The sequence below is a fragment of the Saccharomonospora marina XMU15 genome (assembly GCF_000244955.1).
GTDB lineage: Bacteria > Actinomycetota > Actinomycetes > Mycobacteriales > Pseudonocardiaceae > Saccharomonospora_A > Saccharomonospora_A marina.
Genome location: NZ_CM001439.1, coordinates 3170389 through 3194803 on the forward strand (window position 1 = coordinate 3170389; position 24415 = coordinate 3194803).

The window sequence follows — 24415 nt, forward strand, 5'->3', positions numbered from 1 at the left end:
GCAGGCTCATGACGACGGTCACCCCGTCCGAGGGGATCGACGACGTCGCAACCGCCCGGCGCCGCGTACGTCCGTGGCGCTGGGTGGCTGGTGTCACGCTGGCGGTCCTCACCGCACAGTTGCTGTGGTTCCTCGTCGGCAACCCGCGCTTCGAGTGGGACGTCGTGGCGCGGTACCTGTTCGATCCCGCGGTCCTTTCCGGACTGGCCACCACCGTGCTGCTCGCCGTGGCGGCCATGGCGATCGGCTCGCTGGTCGGCGCCCTGCTGGCACTGGCCCAGCTCAGCGACTTCGCACCGCTTCGCTGGGCCGCCACCGCCTACGTCGGGGTCTTTCGCGGCATCCCGCCGCTGGTACAGCTCATCTTCTGGTTCAACCTCGCCTACCTGCTGCCCAGGCTGTCCATCGGCATCCCGTTCGGACCGCAGTTCGCCTCCTGGGACGCCAACCAGGTCATCACGCCGCTCACCACGGCCGTCATCGGGCTGTCACTGGTGGAGTCGGCGTATCTCGCCGAGATCATCAGGGGCGGCCTGCTCGGCGTCGACCCCGGCCAGCGGGACGCCGCGCGGGCGATGGGTTTCACACCGGCCCAGACGTTCCTGCGGGTGGTGCTGCCGCAGGCGATGCGCGTCATCATCCCGCCGAGCGGCAGCCAGTTCATCAGCGTGTTGAAGGGGACCGCACTGGTGTCGGTGATCGCGATGGAGGATCTGCTGCACTCGGTGCAGGTGATCTACAACCGCACCTACCAGATCGTCCCGCTGCTGATCGTCGCGTGCCTGTGGTACCTGACCGTGGTAACCCTGCTGACCATCGGCCAGCGTCGGCTCGAACGGCACTTCTCCCGAGGCCACACCAGCGGCGCCGTCACACGTCGCCGCCCGACCACATCGGACGGAGTTTCCGGATGAGCGGAGTAAGCGCTTCGCCCGCCTGCGAACCCACGCTGCGAGTGCGGGGTGTTCACAAGACCTTCGGCGACCTGCGCGCGCTCGACGACGTCGATCTCGAGGTACGCGAAGGCGAGGTCGTCGTCGTCATCGGCCCGTCCGGGTCCGGCAAATCCACCCTGATCCGCTGCGTGCACCAACTCGAGACGATCGACGCCGGCGCCATCTACCTGGACGGCGAACTACTCGGCCACGAACGGCACGGCGCAACGCTGCGACCGCTGCCGCAACGTCGGGTAGCGGCACAGCGCCGCCGGATGAGCATGGTGTTCCAGCAGTTCAATCTGTTTCCGCATTTCACCGTGCTGCGCAACATCACGGAGGCACCGGTTCGGGTTCACGGCCGCTCCGTCGCCGAGGCCGAACGCGACGCCCGCGCGTTGCTCGAACGCGTCGGACTCGGCGACCGCGCCGACAACTACCCCCGGCAGCTGTCCGGCGGCCAGCAGCAGCGGGTCGCGATCTGCCGTGCCGTCGCCACCAGGCCGAGGATCGTGCTGTTCGACGAACCCACCAGTGCCCTCGATCCGGAACTGGTGGAGGAAGTGCTCGGCGTGATGCGCGGGCTGGCGGCAGACGGCATGACGATGATCGTGGTGACCCACGAGATGGCTTTCGCCCGCGAGGTGGCCGACCGCTGCGTGTTCATGGAGTCGGGGCGGGTCGTGGAATCCGGACCACCGCGAGAGCTGTTCGCCAATCCGGGTACCGCGAGGCTGCGCTCGTTCCTCGCCAGGCACAACGCCGGCGCCAAGGTGTCCGATGTGGAGAGTATTTCATGATCACTGTCGCTTCGGTGGGCGATCTCATCCTCGACGAGCCCGATCCCTACTCGTTCCTCGCACCTGCCGCCGAACTGCTGCGCGCTGCCGACGTGACGGTCGGCCACGTCGAGGTGCCGCACTCCACCACGACCGCACAGCACAGCACCGACGTCCCGGCACCGCCCGCGGACCCCGCGGCACTGTCCGCCCTCGCGGAAGCCGGTTTCGACGTCGTCACCCTCGCGGGCAACCACAGCTACGACGCGGGCGAGCCGGGCATCATCGACACCGTCGCGCACGCCCGTGCCGCCGGGCTGGCCACCACGGGAACCGGCGGCGACCTCGCACAGGCACGCACCCCCGCACTCGTCGAACGCGGTGGGCTGCGGGTGGGGGTGCTTTCCTACAACTGTGTCGGCCCGAGGGAGTCGTGGGCGACCAGCCGCAAGGCGGGCTGCGCCTACGTTCACGTGCTGACCCACTACGAGCTGGACCACGCCAGCCCGGGAGGGCCGCCGAAGGTCTACACCTTCGCCGATCCCGACAGCCTCGCCGCGATGGCCGAGGACGTGCGCAGGCTTCGTCGAAAGGCCGACGTCGTGCTCGTGTCGCTGCACAAGGGTGTCGGGCACACCCCGGCGACGCTCGCGATGTACGAGAGCCCGGTGGCCCGCGCCGCGGTCGACGCCGGGGCCGACGCGGTGTTCGGTCACCACGCACACATCATGCGCGGCGTCGAGACCTATCGCGGTAGGCCGATCTTCCACGGACTCGGCAACTTCGTCACCGTCACCCGTGCCCTCACCCCCGGCAACGGCGAGTCCTCGGCGGAACTGCGGGACTGGGCCAAGCGGCGCAAGGAGCTGTACGGCTTCGCGCCGGACCCGGACATGCCCTGGTACCCGTTCCACCCGCAAAGCCGCAACACCGCGATCGCATGGTGCCGCTTCGACGCATCCGGTCTCGTCGAGGCGGGGTTCACGCCGTGCTGGATCGACGAGTCGGGACGGCCCGTGCCGTGCGGTGACGGCGTCACCGGCGAACGCGTCGCGGGTTACGTGGAGCGGATCACCCGCGCGGCGGGGCTGAACGGACGGTTCGTGCTCCGAGGCGCCGACGCGGTGATCGACCTGCACAGCGAAGAAAGGACAGCATGACCGACCAGCCCCTCGCGGGCCGTACCGTCATCGACCTCACCACCGCACTCGCGGGGCCGTACGCGACCCTGCTGCTCGCCGGGCTCGGCGCGACGGTGATCAAGGTCGAGAACCCGGCCACCGGCGGAGATTCCTCCCGCGACAACGCACCCTACGTCGGCCGGTCCGGACTCTCGCTGACCAGGCAGGCGGACGACGACATGTCGGTGTCCATGCTGGTGCGCGGTCGCAACAAGCTCAGCGTCACGCTCGATCTGAAGAACCCCCGCGCGCAGGCGGTGTTCGCGGACCTGGTGCGCGACGCCGACGTCGTCGTGGAGAACTACAGCCCCGGGGTCACCCGGCGGCTCGGCATCGACTACGAAACCGTCCGCCGCATCAACCCCGGGATCGTCTACACCTCGATCAGTGGCTTCGGCGCGCAGGGTGGCCCCGGGTCGGGCAAGGCCATGGACTCGATCATCCAGGCGCTGTCCGGGGTGATGCTGACCGCGGGCGAGCCGGACGAGGGGCCGGTGCGGTTCGGGCTGCCCGTCGCCGACATGCTCGCGCCGCTGTTCGCCGTCATCGGCACGGTGTCGGCGTTGCTGCAGGCCGAGCACACCGGCGAGGGCCAGCACGTGGACGTCTCGATGTTGGGTGCGCTGACCTCACTGGTGGCGTGCGAGCCGTTCGACGCCTTCGAGGCTGTGGGCCTGCCGCTGCGGACCGGCTCGACGGTGCCGAGGCTGGCGCCGTTCGGCATCCTGCCCGCCGCGGACGGCCACCTCGCGTTGTGCGCGCCCACCGACGCCTTCGCGCACGGCGTGCTGCGCGCGATGGGCCGCGCGGAGTTGATCGACGACGATCGCTTCCGCAGCAGGGACCAGCGCGTCGCGCACGCCGACGAGCTACACGAGCTGATCCGGCTGTGGTGCCGGGACCGACCGGTCGCCGAGGTGCTGCACGCGTTGACGGAGCAGGGGGTCCCCGCCGCGCGGGTGCGTGAACCTCGCGACGCCGTGCGCGATCCGCTCGTCCGTGAGCGGGAGGAGGTCGTGCCGGTGACGCATCCGCGCTACGGCCAGGTCGGCGACCTGGCGGCGACCGGAGTCCCCATCCGGTTCTCCTCCGCGCGAGCGGGATTCGACCGGCCCGCACCGGCACTCGGCGAGCACAACGACGCGGTGTACCGGGGGCGGCTGGGCTACAGCGAGGAACAGCTGTGCGAGCTCGCCGCCGAAGCGGTGATCTGAGGCGTTGCCGGCCGCTACGGAGAGGAGCACGATGTCCGCTGCGCTGATGGCGCTGACAGGCCATGCCGAAGACCGCACGGCCGCCGCCCGCGAGTGGCGCGCGGCGGCGAAACCGGTGGTGGGCTACGTCGGTGCCGACGTGCCGGTGGAGCTGCTGACGGCCGCTGGGGTGCTGCCGCTGCGGCTGGCGGGGTCGCCGCGTGCCGACGACGGCGCGGGCGAGCGGTACCTGGGTCGCGGGCTCGACCCGGCCGTCAGGTCGATCCTGTCGCGGCTGCTGGCGGGCGACTACGGGCAGCTCGACGGGCTGGTCGTCTCCCGCGACTGCGAGGCGTCGCTGCGACTGTTCTACGCGGTCCGGGAGTTGCGCCGGATCGAGCCTGCCACGGCCCTGCCACCGGTGCAGCTGGTCGACGTGCTGCACCTGCCGCACCACACCACCACGCGGTACGTGCTGGCGAAGGTGCGGCAGCTGCGGGCGACCCTGGAAGGCTGGGTCGGGCATGCCATCGCCGATGCCGATCTCACGCGGGCCGTCGTCGCCCACGACCGGCTGCGCGACCTGCTCACCGAGGTGGCGCGGCTGCGAAGGCGGCAGCCAGCACGGCTGACGGGGACCCAGGCGCTGTCGGTGGTTGCCGCCACCACCGCGCTGCCCGTCGAACGCGCCACAGAACTGCTGCAACGCCTGCTGGCCGAGGCGGGGTCGCTGCCCGAGGCCGAGGGTCACCGCGTGTTCCTGACCGGAAGCTCCCACGACTCCCCCGACGTCTACGCGGCACTGGAAGCGGCCGGACTGCTGATCGTCGGAGAGGACCACGACTGGGGCGATCTGCTCTTCCACCGCCGGGTGGGCGGCAGCACCGAGTTGGCGCTCGCGGAGCGATACCAGCACAACGGGCCGTCGGCGGCGCGGGCGTCCATCCGGCGGCGTGCCGCGCACACGGCCGAGGCCGCCTCGGCCTGCGGTGCCCGCGCGCTGCTGTGCTACGCCCGCCGCCACGACGACGGCCCGCCGTGGGACTTTCCCGCACAGCGGGCGGCCACCGGACTGCCCGCCGTGTCGCTGGAGCGCCAGCCCTACGGCGCACTCGACATCGACGCGAGAGCGGTCGCGGCGCGGCTGCGCGTGACCGAGGAGGTGGCTCGGTGAGCGCACGACTGGACACCGCACGCGCGGCGACGACCTACCAGCGGCAGTGGTTCGCCGAGCTGCGACGGCGGGTCGAGGCCGGCGAGCGTTTCGCGCTCGTCAACGCCGACGCGCCGCAGGAGATCCTTCGTGCGATGGGCATCCCCTACGTCGTCAACCAGTGGTGGGCCTCGATCGTCGCCGCGAAGGGCCGCACCCAGGACTACCTCGCGCTGCTGCGGCAACGGGGTTACCCCGACTACGTCGAGCAGTACAGCTCGACCTCGCTGGCCTCGGTGTTCGATCCGGCCCCGGATTCCGCACCGTGGGGTGGGCTGCCGCAACCGTCGATCGTGCTCGCCGAGACGACGGGTGACGCCTCCCGCAAGATCTTCGACATCTGGGACGAGCAACCGGGGACGACCTTCTTCGCGCTGGAGAGCGCCGCGGAGAACGACGTGCCGGTGCACTGGTGGGAGCTGATGCCGCGGCGGTGGGAGGAGGCCATCGGCAGCGACCGGCTCGACCTGCTCGTCGGCGAGTTGGAAGGGCTGATCCGGTTCCTGGAACAGACCACCGGCCTGGTGTTCTCCGCCACCAGGTTCGCCCAGGTCATGGACCTTGTGAACGAGCAGCAGGAGTGGAACCGGCGAACCCGCGACCTGATCGCCAGGGCCCGCCCGTGCCCGCTCACCGTGACCGACAGCATCCCCAGCGTGATGGTTCCGCAGTGGCACCGGGGCACCACCTGGGCACGGGACGCGGCACGCGCGTTGCACGACGAGGTGACGCGGCGGGTGGCCGACGGGACCGCCGTGTGCCGGGACGAGCGGGCGCGGCTGATGTGGATCGGCCGTGGCCTGTGGTTCGACCTGGACTTCTACCGGCGGTTCCAGGAAAGCCACGGTGCGGTGTTCGTGTGGTCGATGTACCTGGCGATCGCCGCCGACGGCTACCTGCGATACGGCGACGACCCGCTGCGGGCGCTGGCGGCCCGCTTCGCCGCGTTCTCCGACCAGTTGTACACGCCGCCGTGGTCGGCGCAGTGGTACGTGAAGGAGGCAAGGCTGCACGGTGTGGACGGCGTCGTGCACCTGGTTTCCGACGACGCGAGGGGCAGCTACTTCACCACCGGCGCGCTGGAGGCGGCGGGCATTCCGGTGTTGGAGGTACATGCCGACAACGTCGACGCCCGCGGCACCGATCCCGCCGCCCTCACCGACGCGGTGGCCGACTGGCTGGAGCACCGGATACTGCCGCGCGGCTGACCGGTGCACACAGTCCACACCGGACACTCAGCCCGCCGCCAGCAACGCACCGCGAGTCCCCCGCTCCCGCCCGCGAGTCCCCCACTCCGGACCGCGAGTTCTGCACTGCCGACTCCGAGTTTCGCACTGCCGACCGCGAGTTCCGCACTGCCCACCGGGAATCGCGACGCTGAAGAACAATTCAGCCAGCGACAATTTCGGTACACTCAGCGACAATTCTTCGAAAAAGATCTAGTGACTTTTGTGACCGTGGTCATTGCACCAAGGCCGGGCCGCTGAGCAGGATGTTCGGCAATCCCCTCAGCCGCGTGGCCCCGAAGGAGAAGTTGCCCGTGCCCGATCTCTTCGCACCATTCACGGGCGGTCGGCCGTGCCGCTGAACGAACAGGAACGGCATGCGCTGTTCGAACTCGAACGGAACCTGCGAACCGAAGACCCGCGACTGGCTCACGTACTCGCGAACGTCGACCGCACCGAGCACACCACGTCGATCTGGCTCACGTTGTTGATCCTGGCCGCGGTCGGAGCCGGGCTGGCGCTGCTGGTTTTCGGCTGGGTGCTTCCCGGCCTGCTCGTCATCGGTGCGGGCACCGCTGGACCCGTCCTGTGGGCTTCCAGACGCTACTACCACCCCGATTGCCACCACGTCGTGTCCGCGGCGCAGAACCACTGCCCGCGTTGCACGCCCTCCCCCGCCTGACTCGCCGACCACCTCACGCCCGCAGGCCGAGCAGCAGCGGCACCGTGGCGGCGAGCAGCGCCGCGGCCAGCACCAGGTTGACCGCGCGCGCCACCCGAGGGCGCGCAGAAACCCTGGCCAACCAGCCGCCCGCTGCCGCCCAGCCAAGGTGGACGACCACGATCAGCACAGCCAGCACCGTCGTCTCGGCCACCGCCTCGGCGCCGACGGGCAGGCCGAGCCGGTGCGAAGCCAACAGCGCACCGAGTGCGGCGTAGGCCTTGGGGTTGGCCACACCGACCACGACACCCTGCACCGCGGTGGGCCTGGCACGCGTCTCGTGCTCGCCTGCGGCGAGTGGTGGCGCGGTCGCGATCTTCCATGCCAGCCACACCAGGTAGGCGACAGCGGCGGCCGTCAGCACCGTCCCCAGTTCCGGCTGGGTGAGCACCACCGAAGCCAGCCCTGCCGCGACGGCGAGGAGCGCCAGCGTGGTTCCCGCCATGCTGCCGAGCAGATAGGGCACCGAGCGCCGAAGCCCGAACGCGGCGGCCGTCGCCGCCGCACCGACCGTCGCGGGCCCGGGGCTACCCGTCACGGCAAGACCGCTCGCCACGAGAGACACATACGGTCCCAACGTCGCGGAAACGTCCGAAACCACCCGCATCACCCACCTCGCTGTCCCCGGGCCGATAGGCTCGGCCGATGCGGGTGAACGTAGGGCGGTGCGACACCGGTGGTCTTGAATCGTTGTGTCACCACCTGCCGTCCGCGCCGAAGCAGGGCCGCAGGCTGCGGTTCGGAGGTGGGGCCGCCGGGATCGAGCGGCTCGAGGCCATGTTGCTGGGCGAGGCGTTCGCCCCGCATCGCCACGACACCTATGCCATCGGGGTGACGGTCAGCGGTGTGCAGACGTTTCGCTATCGCGGCGAGCAACAGTACTGCCTGCCCGGGGAATGGCACGTACTGCATCCCGATGAACCGCACGACGGCGCACCCGGGACGCAGCAGGGGTTCGGCTATCGAATCGTCTATCTCGACCCTGCGCTGATCCAGGACGCCCTCGGGGGCCGCCCGCTGCCGTTCGTGGCCGAACCCGTGCTCCGCGACGCGGGCACCGGCTCCCGGCTCGGGGCCTACCTGGCCGACATCGACGACTCACTCGACGAACTACAGGCCGCGGAGATCACCTCCGCCGTCGCCGACGTACTCGCCCGCCACGCGAAACCCGCCCGACCCCGGCGCACCTCGCTCGACCTGCCCGCGATGCGGCGGGTCCGCTCGGTGCTGCTCGACGACCCGACGACCCAGCATCCCGTCGGCGAGTTGGAGCGCGTCGCCGGGCTGGACCGCTGGACCATCGCCAGGCAGTTCCGTGCGGCGTTCGGCACCAGCCCCACCCGGTTCCGCACGATGCGCAGGCTCGACAGGGCACGGGCGCTGATGCTCGCCGGGCACGGGTTGAGCGAGGTGGCGGTGTTGGCGGGGTTCGCCGACCAGAGCCACCTCACGCGGATGTTCAAGCGCACCTACGGGCTCACGCCCTCGGCGTGGGTAGCGGCAACCCGAAGCAATCCGGACTGATCGACGACCCGCGAGTCCCCCGCTCCTGCCCGCGAGTCCCCCGCCCTGGACCGCGAGTTCTGCACCCCCTGCCCGGGAAGGCAGCTCGGGAACGGATCACGCCCCGGTGTCGCCACGCCTGGTGCGGTCCTGGACGGCCCTGAGCACGGCCGCCATGTCCAACTCGCCGTGGCCGAGGTCCGCCGTCTCGCCGTAAAGAGCGTGGCAGACCTCAAGCAGTGGCGCCGCCAAGCCCGCCGCGCGCGCCGACTCCGCGATCAGTCGGGCGTTCTTCAGCACGTCACTGATCGAGGCCTGCACCGAGAAGTCACCGGCCACGAGCTTGCCCGCCTTGGTCCGCGACACCGTCGACGCCATCGGACCCGCATCGAGGATGCGCTCCAGCGCCGACAGGTCGAGCCGATGTCCCTGGGCGAAGTGGAACGCCTCGGTGAGCCCGGTGACCATGGTGATCAGGAACAGGTTCACCGCGAACTTCATCAACAGCGCGCCGGGTACCGCGCCGCAGTCGAACGTCGCCGAGCACAGCGGTGCCAGCAGCGGACGGACCCTGGCCACATCGGCGTCGTGGCCCGCGAGCATCGCCACCAGTTGCCCCGCCCGAGCCGGACCGCGCGAACCGGAGACCGGAGCCTCGACGTAGGCGCCGCCCGCCTCCGTGATGTCGGCGGCGAGTTCGCTGGAGTAGCCGGAGGACACCGTGCCCATGTGCACCACCGTGCGCCCGCGCACCCGCGGGCCGAATCCGGCCGTACCGCGCGCCAGCACCGCGTCGACCGCGGCCTCGTCGGCGAGCATCAGCAGGACCACGTCGGCCAGCTCGAAGAGTTCGCGGGCATCCGCGGCGCGGCAGGCGCCCTCGGCGACCACCGGGTCACAACGGGCGGCGGTGCGGTTCCACACCACCAGTGGTAACCCCGCACGGGCCAGGTTGAGCGCCATCGGCTGCCCCATCACACCCAACCCCGCGAAACCCAGCCGTACCGCATCCGTGACCATCGCACTCCTTCGCCGAGCGGGCGGTGTCCGTTGTAGCGGCGAGGAGCGCGGGAGGTCTTGAACGGTTGTGCGGCGATGCTGACCGAACCGGGCAGCGATGCCGCTACCGTCGACCGCCCCATGGAGGCCGGTGCCGGCATGGCACCGACGGGGCTCGGCTGCGGGCACCGTGGTCGGCAGGCACGTCGATTCCGTGCCACACGCTGGAGAACGCGTCGATGCCCCAGGCCATCCCTCGGGCGCCGCTCCACAGGGTGCGCAGCAGGCGCCGGATCGGAAGCCGGGCGCCGTATCGCGAAACCGGGTCGTCGGTCTTGAGGATCTGTCGTGCGATGAAGTCGTCGAAGTACATGGCTCAAGAGTCGCAACCGACGCGCTTCCGCGGGAGCGGCAAGATTGACGCAAACTGATAGGATTTTGCCATCATGGCTGCACGGCGCCCGACGATCACGATCCCGCTCATCGACGGCATGACCCTGTTCGAGATCGGCATGCCGCTGGAGGCGCTGGGCTACGTCTGGGACCCCGATCACGGCCCGCTGTACGACGTGACGTTGTGCGGCGACATGCGCGGCGTTCGCACCTACACCGGCGCGCGGCTGGCACCGCAGTCGCCGCTGAGCGCCCTGGCCGAGGGCGACACGGTGCTCGTGCCCGCGGTGCCGCCGGAGCGGCCGGTCGGCTCCCGGCTGGTCCGCGAGTTGCGGCGCGCCGCCGACCGGGGTGCCCGCATGGTGGCGCTGTGCACCGGCACGTTCGCGCTCGCCGAGGCCGGCCTGCTCGACGGCCGTCGGGCCACCACCCACTGGCGGCATGCCGCGCTGCTGCAGCGGATGTACCCCGAGGTCGAGGTCGACGCACGTGCCATCTATGTGGAGGACAACGGCATCTTCACCAGTGCGGGCTCGGCAGCGGGCCTCGACCTGTGCCTGCACCTGATCCGGCGCGACCACGGGGAGCGCGCCGCGAACAACACGGCCCGCTACCTCGTGGTCGCCGCCCACCGTGACGGTGACCAGGCACAGTACGTGCGAGCGGAGCCGCTCGAGGATCGCGCCGCCTGGTTGGACAACCTCCGCGCCTGGCTGCGCGAGAACCTTCGCAGGCCGCTGACGCTGACCGAACTGGGACGAGCGGCGAACCTCTCGCCCCGCACCCTCGCCCGGCGGTTCGAGCAGGACGTCGGCACCACGCCGATGCGCTGGGTCGCCGCGGAACGGATCGCTGCGGCCAAGAAACTGCTCGAGGCCACGGACCTGACGGTGGACCGCATCTCCTCCGAGGTGGGCTTCGGGTCGCCGGTGACGTTTCGAACCGCCTTCACCCAGGAGGTCGGCATTTCACCGAAGCGCTACCGCTCGCGGTTCGCGGCATGGCACGGCACCGCCGCTTCGGCATGACCCGGCAGCGGCCGGGTCATGCCGGCCGATCGCGGCAGCGATCGTCAGATCGAATGAGGTTGCGCGGTCAGCGCCCAGGCGCTGAACCACAGCCCGAATCCCGCGGCGGAGACGGTCGCCGCCACCGCGGTCGCCGTCCTGAGCCGACCGAGCCCCACCGCGACCCAGACCAGCAGCGGGAACGCCGACAGCAGCAACCGCACCCGGTCGGTGACGACACCTCCGTGACCGAACACGAGCGCGAGCGTGATCGCGGTGTAGGCCCACAGCGGCCACGGCATCCGGCGGAACGTCACGACCAGCGCGACCGACGCGGCCAGGCACAGCAATGCCGTCAGGACGGGAAACGCCTCCCGCCCCGACGACAACTGGTCCGCGGCCCAGGCGAACGTCCGGGCGCCGAAGTCGAACTCGTTGCCCCAGCCCTGGCTGGTGATCGTGAAGTACCCGCCGGGCAGCCCGCTGCGCTCACCGACCCACAGCAGGTAGCCGAGCATGCCCGCCGGGGCGAGCACCGCGGCCACCGCGGCGTCCCAGGAGGCCCGCTCGCGGAAGGCGTCCAGCAGCGCCGCCACGACCACCACCACGATCACCGGTCCACCCATCGGATCGACCAGCCCGGCCAGCAGCGCACCCACACCGGCCAGCAGCCATCGCCGCCGCAGCGCGGCCACCAGGGTCCACGCCACACAGCTGACCAGCAACGACTCCGGGTACGGCATGGAGTAGGCCACCGAAAGCGGGGCCCCGGCCACGAGCGCGACAGCCAGTAGGCCGGCGCGCCGGTTCCCGCCGCACAGTGAGGCCAGCCGCGCAACGCCGTAAGCGCCCACCACTCCCACCACTGTGGACAGTGCGACCGCTGCGGCGAGGTAGATCTGCGGGATCTCCGGTGCCACCAGCCGCAGCAGCAGCGGGTACCCGGGAAAGAACGCCATGGCGGTGTAGTCGTGGTGCATCCCGAAGGCATCGGTCATGCCCGTGTCCACCCCGGAATAGCCGGCGGCGGCGATCTGCAGGTACCAGCCGGCATCCCACCGCTGCAGCGTGAACGGGACGTCGTTGGCCAGGCTCAGTACCCACAGCAGGCCCACACCGGCACCGCGCACTCCGACATACAGCAGCCCCGGTGCCAGCAACCACATGGTGCGCGCGGCACGGTCACCGGCGTGCCGCTCGTCCGGGGTCCGGACGCGAACCCGCTCACCCGCCCACGTCACAGCCAACGTCCTCCCCCAGCGGTTTCGCGCCCGTGTCGGGCCCAGTGACTATGACACCTCGCGACGAGGGACGGAAGCGACCGCGGTCGCGAGTCACGAATTGACTGATCGATCAGTCAGCGGCAGGCTGGAACCCGACAACAGGGAGGTACCCATGACGGGACGCGTTCAAGACAAGGTCGCCTTGATCACCGGGGCGGCGCGCGGGCAGGGCAGGGCGGATGCCGTCCGGCTGGCACAGGAGGGCGCCGACGTCATCGTCGTCGACATCGCCGACACGCTGCCGAGCGTCTCCTACCCCTCGGCCACGCAGGCCGACCTGGACGAAACCGTGCGGCTGGTGGAGAAGGCCGGCCGACGTGCCTTGCCCGCCCGGGTCGACGTGCGAGACCTGGCGGCGCTGCGGAAAGCGGTGGACCCGGCCGTGTCCGAACTGGGCAGGCTGGACGTCGTCGTGGCCAACGCGGGCATCTGCGTGCCCCGCGCCTGGGACGAGGTCGATGAGCGCATCTTCGACGACACCATGAGCACCAATGTGCGCGGCGTGTGGAACACGGTCATGGTCGGCGCCCCGTATTTGATCCGGCAGGGTGGCGGATCGGTCATCCTCATCAGCTCGGCCGCGGGCATCAAGGTGCAGCCGTTCCTGCTGCCCTACACCACCAGCAAGTGGGCCGTGCGTGGCATGGCCAAGGCCTTCGCCACCGAACTCGCGCAGCACAACATCCGCGTCAACAGCGTGCATCCCACGGGCGTGAACACGCCGATGGCCGACGAGACCATGCAGGCAGAGTTCGGCAAGGGATTCGCGAGAGACCCTCGGCTGGCGGGGATGCTCACCAACCTGCTACCCGTGCAGATCACCGAGCCCGAGGACGTCGCCGACACGGTACTGTTCCTCGCCTCGGAGGAGTCGAAGTACCTCACCGCACACGAGCTGGCCCCCGACGCGGGTGTCACGGAGTTCTGAGCCGACACTTTCCACATGCCGCGACCAGACCAGGCCGAGCCCGCCCGTTCCGCTCCGGGGAGGGAACGGATACTGGCCGCCGCCGAAACGCTTTTCGCCGAGCACGGTTTCGACCGCACCTCCACCGCGCGGTTGGCCGAGGCGGCCGGTGTGCCGCAGAGCCTGATCTTCTACCACTTCGGCACGAAGTGGAACTTGCTGCTGTCGCTCATCAGCGAACGTTCCACGCAGACCATGGCCGACCTGGTCGCCCCGGAACCTCCCGGCGAGGCGAGGGCCGCGATCGCGGGGCTGTGGTCCAGCCTGTGCCGTCACCTCGGCCGTCGTACTCCGCTGCACCGCATCGTTCAGCGGGAGTCGGACACCCATCCGCAGCTGCGGCAGCATGCGCTGCGAAGCTACGACGACCTCACAGCGACCGTGGCCGGCTTCCTGGCGAGGGTGACCGGTCACGACGGCGACCCGTCACAGGAGTTGTGGGCCGCGGCGCGGATGCTCGTGGCGACCTCGGCCGCCGCGGCCACCACCCACGGCGACGACGGCAGCGCGCTCGCCCCGGACACGGTCGCGAACCTGCTCGCCGACGGCCTGCTCGGCCCGCCGCGGTGATCGAACCGTCCCGACGCTCGCGAGCTTCCCGCCGTAGTCGCAGTCACCGCGGCACCGCCGTGCGTGCCACCGGCTCGCCGCCGGTCAGCGACTCGCCGCCGGAAGCGGGTCGTTCTCCCAGCCGAGTGCGGCCACCATGCGCTCCTCCACGATCGGCGACATGGTCTCCAGGTAGGCGGCGGTGACGTGGTTGTCGTCGAGATACACCAGCATGTTGCCGATCACCGGCGGGCAGTGCCGGTCGGTGCAGAAGTAGTCACTGAAGTCCAGGAACGACACGGTGGCAGGGATGCCCGACATTCGCTCGTAGGGTGGCTGCTCCGCCAGCATGTCCGCCCTCGGTTTGCGGCACTGCCACGCGTCGATGCCGTGCTTTTGCACGCATTCGGAGGGCTCGTAGTCGAATCGCGGGTTGTCGCGGATGGCCACCACCGGGATGCCCGCCTCGGCGAGCACCCGCCACTGCGCGACGTAACCCCGCGGTGTCCGCTCGCGCAGCCCCACCCGCACGTCCCTGGTGCCCATCGTGATCACGGCCTCGGGCCGCCGCTGGAGTATCTCCGCCAGCACGGCATCGTTCCAGCTCGCGCACTCCGGCCACTTCGACCCCTCGATCAGCGCACACCCGCCCTTGAGCATCGTGGTTACCTGCCAGCCCCGGTTGCGCACGATCGGCCGCAGCGCGGCGATGTACTGGTGGGCGTGCGAATCGCCGGTGAGCACCACACGCCGGGTCGGCGGGCCCTCCGGCTCGATGGTGCACACCCGCAGGTCCTCGTGTCGCGGCGAGTCGACGCATTCCTCGTCGGGTAGCGGCGCGTACTGGTGCGGCAGCGCCGCGAACGGTGGCACCACCGACGCCCGCACGTCCAGGATCGGGCCACCGGCCTCCATCGCCATCGCCCCGGGGTGGTCAGGGTCGTCCACGTCGAGCGCGAACGACGCCCGCTGCGTGCTCACCAGCTGCCACGCCCCTGCCACGAGCAACACCGGCACGAGTGCTGCCACGCCGAACCGGTAAGCGCCCCAGTTGGTGCTCACCCCGATCCTGGAATCGCGCACCGGCTGTTCCACCAGGTGATACGTCAACGCGGCGAGCACCATCGAGACAGCGATCACCACGGCGCCGCCGCGCCAGCCGACGGCAGGCTGGTCGCGCCAGATCAGGTAGAACAGCAACACCGGCCAGTGCCACAGGTACAGCGAGTAGCTGAGGTTGCCCAGGTAGATCAACGGACGCGAGGACAGGAACCGGTCGGCGCCCACCCGGTATCCGGTGACGCCCGCCACAAGTACCAGCGCGGCCGACACGGTCGGCCACAGCGCCGCGTAACCCGGGAACACCGTGCCGACCTGAAGCAGCATCCCGCACGAGACGAGACCGAACACACCCAGCCAGCCGAGCAGAACTCGCAGCATCCCCGGCACCGTGATCGCCTCGATCACCAGAGCGAGCAGCCCACCGAGCGCGAACTCCCAGATCCTTGTCAGCGACGTGAAGTACGCCAGCGGCTGGTCGACCGCGGTCAGCCACACCGAGTAGGCCAGCGACACCGCGAGCAGGACGCCGAGCACGGTGAACAGCGACCGTCGCAGGCTCCAGCCCGCCCTTCGCGCGAAGAACGCGACGCCGGCGACCAGCAGCGGCCACACCAGGTAGAACTGGCCCTGGATCGACAAGGACCAGAAGTGCTGCACCACACTGGCGCTGCTGTGCTGGGCAAAGTAGTTCACCGAGTCCGCGGCGAGCACCCAGTTCTCCGCGTACAGCGCCGAGGCGACCACTTCGCGGATGGTCTGGAACCAGCGATGCTCCGGCAGCAGCCACACCGACAGCGCGATGGTGGCCAGCAACACGGTCAGCGCCGCGGGAAAGAGCCGCTTGATCATGCGACCCCACATCGGCCGGAACTCGATGCGGCCGCGCAGGCCTGCGCGGAACAGTTGCCCCGTGATCAGGAAGCCGGAGATGAGGAAGAACACGTCCACACCACCGGAAATGCGGCCCAGCCACACGTGATAGACGACCACGAGCACGGCCGCGAGCGCGCGCAGACCCTGCAACTCCGGCCGGTACCGCCGCTGCGGCCGCGAGGACGTGGCAAGCCCTTCGGGCACCGAGGCTCGAAGCACGGACATCCGGTGGTTTCCTCCAGTGTTCGGACAACAACTCATCGCGGCGCCGATGAGGTATCGTCCAGCCCTCGCCGGCCGATGCCCTCGCTGGCCGCGCGGGTGTCCGGAACCGACGTTCCCAGCGGTCCGGACAGCACGCGTACCTGTGACAATGGGTTAACCAGCGTCACGCGGCTGCTGAGGATAGCGTGGCGCTCCGCCCGGTTCGGCACCGCATGCCCGTTCGGGGACCGCGCCGACCGGGCCACACCACCTTCGGTGCCGGTCCCTATCATCTGGCCGGTGACGGCACACGACGATCTCGCCCACCTCGACACGTCGATCTTGCCGCCACGGCAGCGACAGCTACTGGCGGTAATCCGGGACTGGGTGATCAGGCACGGCTACTCGCCGACGACGCGGCAACTCGCCGACGCCGTCGGCCTGCGGTCGACGTCCTCGGTGTCGAAACACCTGGCGAGCCTGGAGGAAACCGGGTTCCTGCGGCGTGGCGGCGCATTGTCCAGACCTATCGACGTTCGGATGTTCCTGCCGCGGCAGGCCGCCGACGAGCCCGAGGACGGCTCGGTGACCGTTCCCGTGGTCGGCGAGATCGCCGCGGGCGTCCCGATCGCCGCGGAGCAGCACGTCGACGACATGCTGCGGCTGCCGCGTGAACTGGCGGGCCGGGGCAACGTCTTCGGATTGCGGGTGCGCGGTGACTCGATGGTCGACGCGGCGATCTGTGACGGCGATCTCGTGGTGGTGCGGCAACAGCCGGAGGCCCACTCCGGCCAGATCGTCGCCGCGATGATCGACGACGAGGCCACGGTGAAGGTGTATCGCCGCAGGGGTGGCCACGTGTACCTGGAGCCGCGCAACCCCGACTACGAGGTGATCGACGGCGACGACGCCGTCGTACTGGGCATCGTCGTGTCCGTACTGCGCAGCCTCTGAGCGCAGCCTGGCGAGCGGCGCCGCGGCGGACCTCAGGCCGTCGACCGGTGGCCCAGCAGGCTGCGCAACCGCTCGAGCAGGTCGCTTCGGGACGTGCAGCCGAACCGCTGCCGCATCCTGGCGACGTGATACTCCACGGTCTTCGCCGAGATGAACAGCCGCTGCCCGATCTCCTTGTAGGTGAAGCCGTCCACCACCAGCTCGGCGACCTCGCGTTCCCGCTCGCTGAGCGCTGCCGCCGCGCGCCGGGTGGGTTCGTCGGTCCCGTCCTGGCCGCCATGCCGATCGGTGCCCTGCCGCGACGTCGACGGCTGCAGTGCACGGGCACAGCCCAGCAGCCGCAGCATCGCCTTGCGGTCCGTGGTGCGGATCGCGGCCTGACCGGCGAGCCGGGCCCCGTCCCACCGCAGGCCCGCGGCGTGCAACCCACGCGCTGCCGACTCCACGGAGGCGGGGTCGATGTTCCCGGCAAGCACGTCGAGCCAACCGTGCGCGGCCGTGGCCAGCACCTTGAGATACGGGTGGTCGTCGGCCAGCGCGGCGAGTGCGGTGACGTGAGGTTCGGCGGCGTCCAGTCGCTCGCTGACGATCGCGGCGTGCATCCGGTTCCACCGCAGCGGGGCCTCCCACAGTGGCGGGTTGCCGAGCTGGTCGAGCAGCGTCTCGGCCTCGGCCAGGTGCGGGGCCAACCGGTCCTGCTCGCCCAGCCTCGCCGCCACCACCGCCAGCTCACCGAGCGGCAGCAGGCAGAACAGATCCGTGGGGTGGCGCACGGCGACTTCCCTGGCCTGTTCCCAGGCGTCGCGTAGCGCAGCGAGGTCGCTCTCCCTGCGGGCGATCCCCGCCCGCAGCGCCGAGGCCACCAGTGCGTCGCGAGGCTCCAGCTTGTCCGGCGAACCGCCCACGTCGGACAGTAGCCGCCCGGCGATCTCGGTGTCGCCGCGCAGCATCGCTGCCCAGGCCCGCAACAGCCGGTGCCTGCGGACGGCGAGCGCGCCTCCCATCCGCGCTGCCTCCGCGCGCCGCAGCACCGAGTCGGCGACCGTGAACTCGCCACAGTGCAGGGCCACGAGCGCGGCCAGAGCGGCGGGCGTGTCGGGCAGCAGTTCCGCGCGGCCCACCGGTTCCAGCATCGACGATGCGCGGGTGAGCGTGGCCAGCGCGGTGGCGGCGGCTTCGGTCACCGACTGCCGGACGCCTTGCGCCAGTTGGGTGAGGACGCTGTTGACCAACACGGGTGGGCCGCCGCCTTCGCGCTCGGCCAGCAGTTGTTGCGCCGGTGCCAGTTGCCCGGTGCCGATGAGGGCGAGCACGGCGAACGCCGTGCCGGAGACCGAACCCGCCCAGCGGTGCAATTCGGCGCTGGACCCGAGCAGGCCACGATGCGCCAGCACCGTGCCCGCGACGTGGGCGGCTGCCGCCCTGTCGGCGTCCTCCGCGCCGGAAAGCACACCGTCGGCCAGCCGAAGTGCGGTGTCGAGGTCACCGCACAGTGCCGCGGCCCGTGCCCGGCGTCCCGCCAGCGCGGCGGCGGGCGAGCCCGCCGCAGTGGCCGCGGCGTACAGTTCGGCGGCCAGTTCCGGCGAGTCCGCGAAGGCCTCGTCGGCTGCCTCCTCGAACGCGGCCGCGATACCGCTGCCGCCCACTCCCGTGCCGAGCAACGGGCGCACCAGCGCCAGCAACGGACCACCCCGCTCACGCTGCGCCTCGACGAGTCCGCGGTGCACGGCCAGTCTGCGTTCCGCCGGGGTGAGCGCGGTGATCGCGCGCCTGGCGATCGGCAGCAACGCACCGCCGCGGTCGAGCATCCCGGTGGCGCGGGCGGCGTCGAGCAGTTCCCACGCGGCGTCGGCGTCGAGTCCCAGCAGGGCGGTGAGCAGTTCGGCCTGCAACTCCGGAGCCACCGCCTTGGCGAGCAGCAACTGGTGCAGTCGCGGGTCGAGGCGGTCCAGCTCGGACTGGAAACGGGTGAGTGCCGCGTGCGGCACGCGGAAGGGAGCGGCAGGCGGCGACTGCTCGGCCTGCACGGGGCGCAATGCGTGCAGCACCCGGTCGACGTACCGCGGAACACCGCCGGTGTGGGCCTCCAGCGTTTCGGCCAGTTCGGCAGCCGCGCCGTCGCCGTCGAGCGCGTCGCCGAGCAGGGCGCGGACCCGCTCGGCGACGGCCGCGCGATCCAGTGGCCGCAGCAGCACCGCCTGACGCGCGCGTTCGAGCACGCCGGTCAGTTAGGTGAGCGCGCGGCGCCGCGACCAGGGCCTGCGCGCGACGACGAGCGATCCGTTCTGCCGCGCGGCCAGTTCCGCCAGCCGCTCCAGGTGGCCCGACGGCAGCCGGTGCGCGTCGTCCACCAGGATGGCGGCCCGCGCGCAGCGCGCCGGGTCGGTCAGCGCCTCCTGTGTGTCGAGCACGGGCACGTCGGCGCGCCGGTAGCCGCGACCCAACTCGGCGAGCAGTGTGGTCTTCCCATATCCGCCAGGAGCGACGATCATTGCGCGTAGCGGCGCGAGCGGGTTGTCGGCGACGGCGGTGAGCAGTTCACCAGCTTCGTCACCGATGACGAGCTGACCCGCCCGCTCGGACTCGTACCGCACGCTCGTGCTCCACCCCCATCACCGGACCGGCATCCCTAGTACCCCTAGCCGGGTAACGCCGGCATCCCTAGTGCGATCGCTCGGAGACTCGGAGTGATCTCCGATGCCGGGGCAGACGCTACCGGCTTACCGTCGCTTGGAACCAAAGGTTCCTGATCTTGTCCGATATGTCCTTTTTGAGTAGCAATCCGATGGAGATAACCAATATGGGTCCGGTGCAGACGCTGCACGAATTCGCAACGAACCTCCTGAGCGACCCACAGGCGCTGGCGGACTTCGACGCCGATCCGCAGGGGGTGTTGAATGCCGCCGGACTCGGGGACGTCACCGCCGCCGACGTGCGGGAGATCCTTCCGCTGGTGATGGACACCGCACCCGCCGCCGCCGGCGAGCCGCTCGGCTCGCTGGCGGCCACCGCCGATGTCACCGGCACTCTCGACAACGCCGTTACCCACCTCAGCGAGGCGGGTTCCACGCTGGTCGGTGGCGTGGCCGACGTCGCTTCCGGACCGCTGGGCGCGCTGCCCGACCTGAGCGGTGTGTTCGGCGGCGTCAGTGACGTGGCAAGCGCGACCGGTCTGAACACCGTCACCGACGGCGTGCTCAACACCGTGTCCGATGTCGTGGACGGCGTGGCCGACACCGTCGACGAGGTGCCGGTGGCGGGCCCGCTGGTGGACGCCGCCGCAACCGACCTGCAGCACACCGTGGCCGGTGTGGGCGAACACCTCTACGACGGCAAGCTCGTCGGCGCGGTGGCCGACGGCGTCACCAACCACCTCGGCGACGCCGCGCTGGCAGGTGCCCTCGTCGACACCGTCAGCGGGCTGCCCGCCGTCGGCGAGCCGCTGGGCGGACTTGTCGAGACCGTGCGGTACGAGGGTGGCGCCATGCTCGGTGCCGCCAACGGTGCGCTCGGCTCCACCCCGATCGGTGAGCCGAGCGGCCAGGCGCTGGCCGCCGCGAACAACGACGGCGACTTCGACGCCACGGGTGACGTGGCCGACACACTGGACCACGTCGCGGCCGCCGCTCCGGCGCTGCCCGCCACGCCGTCCGTCGAGGACGCGGTCGGCACGGTCGAGGGCACCGTGGGCATGGTGCAGCACACCGTCAGCGACGTCACCGAGGACGTGCCCGTCGCGGGCACCGTTGTCGACGACGTCAACGACGCGGTCGGCGACCTGGCAGGTTCCGACCTCGCCCAGGGCGTGGCCGTCATGGACCCGGTCGACACCGTGGTGGACACCGTCGACAGCGTCGGCGTCAGCGACCTCGGCAACCTCGCCGGTGGTCTGGACGTGCCCGGCACCGACAACCTGCCGAGCACCCAGGACCTCGACCTCGGCATGTGAGCCCGCACAGCGGCTGAAACCGTGGGCCTTGGGCCCGCTCTCCTCACAGAGCGGGCCCAAGGCCCTTTTCCGTGGTGCGGGCCGTGCGCTTCGTGACGGCAGCGACACTCCTCATTCACCGCGCGCTGGGGCCCCATTTATGCCCGGGGGTTTGACTCCTCCCCGACGTCCGTTCCACCACGACGACGGGAGCGTAATCACGGTGACGACAGCAGCATCGAACAGCAGCGACGGGCTCGGACGGCGAACCTTCCTGCGCGGCGGTGCCGCCGCGGGCGCGGCTTCGGCGTTCCTGGGCCTGATGGGGTCCGGCGCCAGGGCCGAGCAGGGCAGCCGCGGGCCGGTGCGTTACCAGCAGGCCGAGGACAACGGCGGCTACGGGCCGCTTCAGCCAGCACCCGGTGGTGAGCTGCTGCTGCCCGCGGGGTTCTCCTATGTCGCGTTCGGACACACGGCAACCCCGATGAGCGACGGCACGCCCACGCCGGGACGGCACGACGGCATGGCTGCCTTCGACGGTGAGAACGGCATGATCCGGCTCGTCCGCAACCACGAGCAGGGGTCCGGGCTCGCGTATGCCAACCCCAACTACGACCCGCTGGCCGCCGGTGGAACCACCACGATGGTGTTCGATCCGGAGTCCATGGCGCTGGTCAGCACCCACCCGACTCTCGCCGGAACGGTGCGCAACTGCGCGGGCGGGCCCACGCCGTCGGGAAGCTGGCTGTCCTGCGAGGAGACCTTCACCGGCCTCGACAGGCCCAAGCCGCACGGGTACGTGTTCGAGGTGCCCGCCGACGCCGACGGCCCCGTCGACCCGGTGCCGTACAAGCAGATGGGACGGTTCGTCCACGAGGCCGTGGCGGTCGATCCGCGAACCGGGATCGTCTACGAGACCGAGGACCGGGGCAGCGCGGGCTTCTACCGGTTCCTTCCCGACGACAGGGACAACCTCGGTGCCGGTGGCAGGCTGCAGATGCTGGCGATCAAGGACCGGCCCGGCTACGACACGCGGATCGGGCAGCGGGTCGGCAAACCGCTGCCCGTCGAGTGGGTCGACATCGCCGACCCCGACCCCGACAGCGACGACTCGCTGGCCGTCTTCTACCAGGGCCGCGACGGTGGTGGAGCGACGTTCGCACGGCTGGAGGGCGCCTGGTACGCAGGCGGTTCGGTCTTCATCAACTCGACCAGTGGCGGCGACGCCGGTCTCGGCCAGGTGTGGGAGTACCGGCCGCGCGGCGACTCCGGCGGCCAGCTCGTGCTCGTGTACGAGTCGACCGACCCGGAGCTGCTGCAAAGCCCCGACAACATCTGCGTCTCCCCCAACACCGGCGGACTGGTGCTGTGTGAGGACGGCGACGGCCGCGACTTCCTGCGCGGCGTCACCAACCGTGGCCAGATCTTCGACCTCGCGGCGTTGAACAGTTCCAGCACCAGCGAGCTGGCGGGTGCCACGTTCAGCCCCGACGGCCGGATTCTGTTCTTCAACGTGCAAAGCCCCGGCATCACCTACGCGGTGACCGGCCCCTGGGACAGGGGCGCCCTGTAGGGCGGCCGCGGGCGTCCGGGTCGGCAAGTGAGCCCGCCGACCTGGACGCCCAGCGCCGCGGCGAGCAGGGCGACCGTCGCGCCGCACCGGACCCACGGCGGTCCGCGGACCACCTGGCTGGAACACCACGGCGGACGTCAGACACGTCACACGGAATGCGCCCCTGCAGGCAGGTGCTGGGGTCCGCACGACCGTCTGCTACGCTTCGCTCCATGCGCCCGCTCATGACATCGTCACTGAACGTAGTAGTGAGGCGCGTCGGCTGAACCCAGGTCGCCGACGCGCAGCGTTGTCGACCACGGTTGTCGAATCCTTCTCGGGACCTGGCCCGGATCTCTTCGGTTCCTCGAGTTGGAGTCCCATGATGTCTCTCGATGTCGGTTCTGCTTCGTATCACATCCGCTCCGCCCGGCCGTCGTTCCCGGCACGACGCCGGATCGCCACGTATTTCACCGGCGGCGTCGACGGCCTGCTGGCGCTCTCGGCAGCCCTGCGGCAAGGTGGCTACCGGGTGCAGGACCTGTCCGTGGACGTCCGCGACGGCGTTACCGAAGGCAGCATGGTGTGCACCGTCCTGATCAGCGACGGCGGTGTGGAGCCGCTGCTGGACCACCTTCGAGCACTACCCCCGGTCGTCTCCTCCGAACTGCTGTGAAGCCGGCGTCAGCTCCGGGCTGCCACGCCGTTCCGGCAGGACCGGCGCTGGTGATCAGCCGGCGGTGACGGCGCGATAGATCTCCTCGAACCGAGCCAGCGTCCGTTCGTGGCCGTGCGACACGGCGATGGAGCGACTCACCGTGCCCATGCCGCGTCGTAGCTCCTCATAGGACAGTATCCGGTCCAGTGTCGCGGCGAGCCCCGCGACATCGCCTGGCTCGACGAGAAAGCCGTTCTCTCCCGGTGAGACCAGGTGTGGCAGCGCGACCGCGTTCGCCGCGACAACCGGCAGGCCACTGGCCAGCGCCTCGAGGGTCGCGATGCTCTGCAGTTCGGCGATGCCGGGGATCGCGAAGACATCCGCGGCCTGGTACACCGACGGCAACTGCTCGTCGGGCACGAACCCGAGGAAGTGCACGTGTGGGCCCACCCCGACCTGCTCGGCGAGCCGTTGCAACTCCGGGCGGCGGGTGCCCTCCCCCGCGAGCACCAGTTGGGCGTCGAGGTGGCGCAGCCGCGCGAAGGCACGGATGAGTTCGTCGATCCGCTTCTCGGCATCGAGCCTTCCCACGAACGCGATCGTGGGAAGGTCGGGCAGCCCCAGTTCCTTACGGATCGCGGCGGCGGAGTCCGCCGGTGGGTGGAACCGCACGGTGTCGACTCCGCACGAGACCGGTTCGACGTGCCGGGCGAAGCCGTGCTCGGCCAGCAGCGCCGCGGCGGTGGGAGTGGGTGCGGTGACGTAGTCCGTACGGCGGTAGATGCGGCGGAAGTCGCGCCAGGCGAGGTCGGCGACGGGCGCGTGCAGCCGCCGGGGCAGGTACGGAAGCAGGTTGTCGGGCATGAAGTGGTTGGTCGCGACGACGGGAATGTCGTATCGTTGCGCGGCCCTGATAGCGGCGCGACCGATGGTGAAGTGGTCCTGCGTGTGGACCACCTCCGGCCGCACGGCGGCGACGATGCGCCGAACGATGAGCGGCACCCCTGGCGGAGGGACGAAGCGCACCCTGGGGTGGATCAGCAGTGGGAGCGAGCGCAGCCGGTGCAGCCGCACGCCACCGTCGCGGACGTCCTGCCGTGGACCGGTCTCGGAGGCGCACACCACATGCACGTCGTGGCCACGCTCGGCCAGGCCCTTCGCGAGCCGGTCGGCGAAGAAGGAGCTCCCGCTGAGGTCGGGCGGATAGGTGTCGGTCGCAATCAGCACTCGCATGT

23 protein-coding genes are annotated in these 24415 nt (G+C 70.6%); 15 read left to right on the plus strand and 8 right to left on the minus strand.

Annotated elements, in window-relative coordinates; translation table 11 throughout:
• Positions 1-8: 8 nt before the first annotated feature.
• The 7 genes from SACMADRAFT_RS15020 to SACMADRAFT_RS15050 all read left to right on the plus strand — a co-directional run bounded on the left by SACMADRAFT_RS15020 (position 9) and on the right by SACMADRAFT_RS15050 (position 7209).
• Positions 9-914: an amino acid ABC transporter permease gene (locus SACMADRAFT_RS15020; RefSeq protein WP_009154686.1), complete on the plus strand. Its 906-nt coding sequence runs from the start codon at positions 9-11 to the stop codon at positions 912-914.
• Positions 911-1735 (plus strand): amino acid ABC transporter ATP-binding protein, encoded by an 825-nt coding sequence (locus SACMADRAFT_RS15025; protein WP_009154687.1) that lies wholly within the window; start codon positions 911-913, stop codon positions 1733-1735. Before SACMADRAFT_RS15020 ends, SACMADRAFT_RS15025 begins: the two co-directional genes overlap by 4 nt.
• On the plus strand, positions 1732-2874 hold the full coding sequence (locus SACMADRAFT_RS15030; protein WP_009154688.1) for a CapA family protein: 1143 nt from the start codon (positions 1732-1734) through the stop codon (positions 2872-2874). The genes SACMADRAFT_RS15025 and SACMADRAFT_RS15030 overlap by 4 nt, the downstream gene beginning before the upstream one ends.
• The gene (locus tag SACMADRAFT_RS15035; protein ID WP_009154689.1) at positions 2871-4109 is read left to right on the plus strand and encodes a CaiB/BaiF CoA transferase family protein; all 1239 of its coding nucleotides are present in this window, start codon (positions 2871-2873) and stop codon (positions 4107-4109) included. Before SACMADRAFT_RS15030 ends, SACMADRAFT_RS15035 begins: the two co-directional genes overlap by 4 nt.
• 31 nt (positions 4110-4140) lie before the next feature.
• Complete coding sequence (locus tag SACMADRAFT_RS15040; protein WP_009154690.1) at positions 4141-5262, plus strand: 2-hydroxyacyl-CoA dehydratase family protein; 1122 nt, start codon at positions 4141-4143, stop codon at positions 5260-5262.
• The gene (locus tag SACMADRAFT_RS15045; RefSeq protein WP_009154691.1) at positions 5259-6509 is read left to right on the plus strand and encodes a 2-hydroxyacyl-CoA dehydratase family protein; all 1251 of its coding nucleotides are present in this window, start codon (positions 5259-5261) and stop codon (positions 6507-6509) included. The genes SACMADRAFT_RS15040 and SACMADRAFT_RS15045 overlap by 4 nt, the downstream gene beginning before the upstream one ends.
• Before the next feature lie 370 nt (positions 6510-6879).
• The gene (locus tag SACMADRAFT_RS15050) at positions 6880-7209 is read left to right on the plus strand and encodes a DUF3040 domain-containing protein (protein ID WP_009154692.1); all 330 of its coding nucleotides are present in this window, start codon (positions 6880-6882) and stop codon (positions 7207-7209) included.
• Between the two features lie 13 nt (positions 7210-7222).
• On the opposite strand, the gene SACMADRAFT_RS15055 is transcribed toward SACMADRAFT_RS15050, so the two are convergent.
• Positions 7223-7786 carry a LysE family transporter gene (locus tag SACMADRAFT_RS15055; RefSeq protein ID WP_050998122.1) on the minus strand — a complete coding sequence of 188 codons (564 nt, stop codon included), beginning with the start codon at positions 7784-7786 and terminating at the stop codon, positions 7223-7225.
• A 107-nt stretch (positions 7787-7893) separates the two neighbouring features.
• On the opposite strand from SACMADRAFT_RS15055, the gene SACMADRAFT_RS15060 reads away from it, so the two are divergent.
• Positions 7894-8772, plus strand: a complete 879-nt coding sequence (locus tag SACMADRAFT_RS15060) for an AraC family transcriptional regulator (RefSeq protein ID WP_009154694.1) — start codon at positions 7894-7896, stop codon at positions 8770-8772.
• A gap of 96 nt (positions 8773-8868) precedes the next feature.
• Here SACMADRAFT_RS15060 and SACMADRAFT_RS15065 read toward each other — a convergent pair whose 3' ends face one another.
• Both SACMADRAFT_RS15065 and SACMADRAFT_RS15070 read right to left on the minus strand, forming a co-directional pair.
• Positions 8869-9771: an NAD(P)-dependent oxidoreductase gene (locus tag SACMADRAFT_RS15065; protein ID WP_009154695.1), complete on the minus strand. Its 903-nt coding sequence runs from the start codon at positions 9769-9771 to the stop codon at positions 8869-8871.
• 103 nt (positions 9772-9874) lie between these two features.
• Positions 9875-10123, minus strand: a complete 249-nt coding sequence (locus tag SACMADRAFT_RS15070) for a hypothetical protein (protein WP_009154696.1) — start codon at positions 10121-10123, stop codon at positions 9875-9877.
• A gap of 73 nt (positions 10124-10196) precedes the next feature.
• Here SACMADRAFT_RS15070 and SACMADRAFT_RS15075 point away from each other — a divergent pair, with 73 nt between their 5' ends.
• Complete coding sequence (locus SACMADRAFT_RS15075) at positions 10197-11171, plus strand: GlxA family transcriptional regulator (RefSeq protein ID WP_009154697.1); 975 nt, start codon at positions 10197-10199, stop codon at positions 11169-11171.
• Positions 11172-11215: 44 nt separating this feature from the next.
• Here the strand turns inward: SACMADRAFT_RS15075 and SACMADRAFT_RS15080 are convergent, their stop codons facing one another.
• The gene (locus tag SACMADRAFT_RS15080) at positions 11216-12397 is read right to left on the minus strand and encodes a hypothetical protein (RefSeq protein WP_157617255.1); all 1182 of its coding nucleotides are present in this window, start codon (positions 12395-12397) and stop codon (positions 11216-11218) included.
• A gap of 148 nt (positions 12398-12545) precedes the next feature.
• Between SACMADRAFT_RS15080 and SACMADRAFT_RS15085 the strand changes: the two genes are divergently transcribed.
• Both SACMADRAFT_RS15085 and SACMADRAFT_RS15090 read left to right on the plus strand, forming a co-directional pair.
• Complete coding sequence (locus SACMADRAFT_RS15085) at positions 12546-13361, plus strand: mycofactocin-coupled SDR family oxidoreductase (RefSeq protein ID WP_009154699.1); 816 nt, start codon at positions 12546-12548, stop codon at positions 13359-13361.
• 15 nt (positions 13362-13376) lie between these two features.
• Positions 13377-13970: a TetR/AcrR family transcriptional regulator gene (locus SACMADRAFT_RS15090; RefSeq protein ID WP_009154700.1), complete on the plus strand. Its 594-nt coding sequence runs from the start codon at positions 13377-13379 to the stop codon at positions 13968-13970.
• Between the two features lie 84 nt (positions 13971-14054).
• Here SACMADRAFT_RS15090 and SACMADRAFT_RS15095 read toward each other — a convergent pair whose 3' ends face one another.
• Positions 14055-16109: an acyltransferase family protein gene (locus tag SACMADRAFT_RS15095; RefSeq protein ID WP_009154701.1), complete on the minus strand. Its 2055-nt coding sequence runs from the start codon at positions 16107-16109 to the stop codon at positions 14055-14057.
• Between the two features lie 279 nt (positions 16110-16388).
• On the opposite strand from SACMADRAFT_RS15095, the gene lexA reads away from it, so the two are divergent.
• Complete coding sequence (lexA, locus tag SACMADRAFT_RS15100) at positions 16389-17042, plus strand: transcriptional repressor LexA (protein ID WP_040926458.1); 654 nt, start codon at positions 16389-16391, stop codon at positions 17040-17042.
• A 32-nt stretch (positions 17043-17074) separates the two neighbouring features.
• Here lexA and SACMADRAFT_RS15105 read toward each other — a convergent pair whose 3' ends face one another.
• Positions 17075-19261: a helix-turn-helix transcriptional regulator gene (locus SACMADRAFT_RS15105; RefSeq protein WP_009154703.1), complete on the minus strand. Its 2187-nt coding sequence runs from the start codon at positions 19259-19261 to the stop codon at positions 17075-17077.
• 9 nt (positions 19262-19270) lie between these two features.
• Positions 19271-19636 carry a hypothetical protein gene (locus SACMADRAFT_RS30920; protein ID WP_009154704.1) on the minus strand — a complete coding sequence of 122 codons (366 nt, stop codon included), beginning with the start codon at positions 19634-19636 and terminating at the stop codon, positions 19271-19273.
• 191 nt (positions 19637-19827) lie between these two features.
• On the opposite strand from SACMADRAFT_RS30920, the gene SACMADRAFT_RS15110 reads away from it, so the two are divergent.
• The 3 genes from SACMADRAFT_RS15110 to SACMADRAFT_RS15120 all read left to right on the plus strand — a co-directional run bounded on the left by SACMADRAFT_RS15110 (position 19828) and on the right by SACMADRAFT_RS15120 (position 23198).
• Positions 19828-20991, plus strand: a complete 1164-nt coding sequence (locus tag SACMADRAFT_RS15110; RefSeq protein ID WP_157617256.1) for an IniB N-terminal domain-containing protein — start codon at positions 19828-19830, stop codon at positions 20989-20991.
• A 202-nt stretch (positions 20992-21193) separates the two neighbouring features.
• Complete coding sequence (locus tag SACMADRAFT_RS15115; protein ID WP_009154706.1) at positions 21194-22543, plus strand: alkaline phosphatase PhoX; 1350 nt, start codon at positions 21194-21196, stop codon at positions 22541-22543.
• Positions 22544-22907: 364 nt separating this feature from the next.
• Entirely contained in the window at positions 22908-23198 is a 291-nt protein-coding gene (locus SACMADRAFT_RS15120) for a hypothetical protein (protein WP_009154707.1), read from the plus strand.
• A gap of 54 nt (positions 23199-23252) precedes the next feature.
• Here the strand turns inward: SACMADRAFT_RS15120 and SACMADRAFT_RS15125 are convergent, their stop codons facing one another.
• The gene (locus SACMADRAFT_RS15125; protein WP_009154708.1) at positions 23253-24413 is read right to left on the minus strand and encodes a glycosyltransferase; all 1161 of its coding nucleotides are present in this window, start codon (positions 24411-24413) and stop codon (positions 23253-23255) included.
• Positions 24414-24415: the final 2 nt, after the last annotated feature.

Excerpts from the sequence above, each read along its gene's own strand:
- SACMADRAFT_RS15120 (WP_009154707.1), top strand. The coding sequence starts at position 22,908 with ATGTCTCTCGATGTCGGTTCTGCTTCGTATCACATCCGCTCCGCCCGG.
- SACMADRAFT_RS15030 (WP_009154688.1), top strand. The coding sequence starts at position 1,732 with ATGATCACTGTCGCTTCGGTGGGCGATCTCATCCTCGACGAGCCCGAT.
- SACMADRAFT_RS15040 (WP_009154690.1), top strand. The coding sequence starts at position 4,141 with ATGTCCGCTGCGCTGATGGCGCTGACAGGCCATGCCGAAGACCGCACG.
- SACMADRAFT_RS15125 (WP_009154708.1), bottom strand. The coding sequence starts at position 24,413 with ATGCGAGTGCTGATTGCGACCGACACCTATCCGCCCGACCTCAGCGGG.
- SACMADRAFT_RS15020 (WP_009154686.1), top strand. The coding sequence starts at position 9 with ATGACGACGGTCACCCCGTCCGAGGGGATCGACGACGTCGCAACCGCC.
- SACMADRAFT_RS15075 (WP_009154697.1), top strand. The coding sequence starts at position 10,197 with ATGGCTGCACGGCGCCCGACGATCACGATCCCGCTCATCGACGGCATG.
- SACMADRAFT_RS15035 (WP_009154689.1), top strand. The coding sequence starts at position 2,871 with ATGACCGACCAGCCCCTCGCGGGCCGTACCGTCATCGACCTCACCACC.
- SACMADRAFT_RS15095 (WP_009154701.1), bottom strand. The coding sequence starts at position 16,109 with ATGTCCGTGCTTCGAGCCTCGGTGCCCGAAGGGCTTGCCACGTCCTCG.
- SACMADRAFT_RS15065 (WP_009154695.1), bottom strand. The coding sequence starts at position 9,771 with ATGGTCACGGATGCGGTACGGCTGGGTTTCGCGGGGTTGGGTGTGATG.
- SACMADRAFT_RS15060 (WP_009154694.1), top strand. The coding sequence starts at position 7,894 with ATGCGGGTGAACGTAGGGCGGTGCGACACCGGTGGTCTTGAATCGTTG.
- SACMADRAFT_RS15090 (WP_009154700.1), top strand. The coding sequence starts at position 13,377 with ATGCCGCGACCAGACCAGGCCGAGCCCGCCCGTTCCGCTCCGGGGAGG.
- SACMADRAFT_RS15025 (WP_009154687.1), top strand. The coding sequence starts at position 911 with ATGAGCGGAGTAAGCGCTTCGCCCGCCTGCGAACCCACGCTGCGAGTG.
- SACMADRAFT_RS15085 (WP_009154699.1), top strand. The coding sequence starts at position 12,546 with ATGACGGGACGCGTTCAAGACAAGGTCGCCTTGATCACCGGGGCGGCG.
- SACMADRAFT_RS15110 (WP_157617256.1), top strand. The coding sequence starts at position 19,828 with ATGGAGATAACCAATATGGGTCCGGTGCAGACGCTGCACGAATTCGCA.
- SACMADRAFT_RS15070 (WP_009154696.1), bottom strand. The coding sequence starts at position 10,123 with ATGTACTTCGACGACTTCATCGCACGACAGATCCTCAAGACCGACGAC.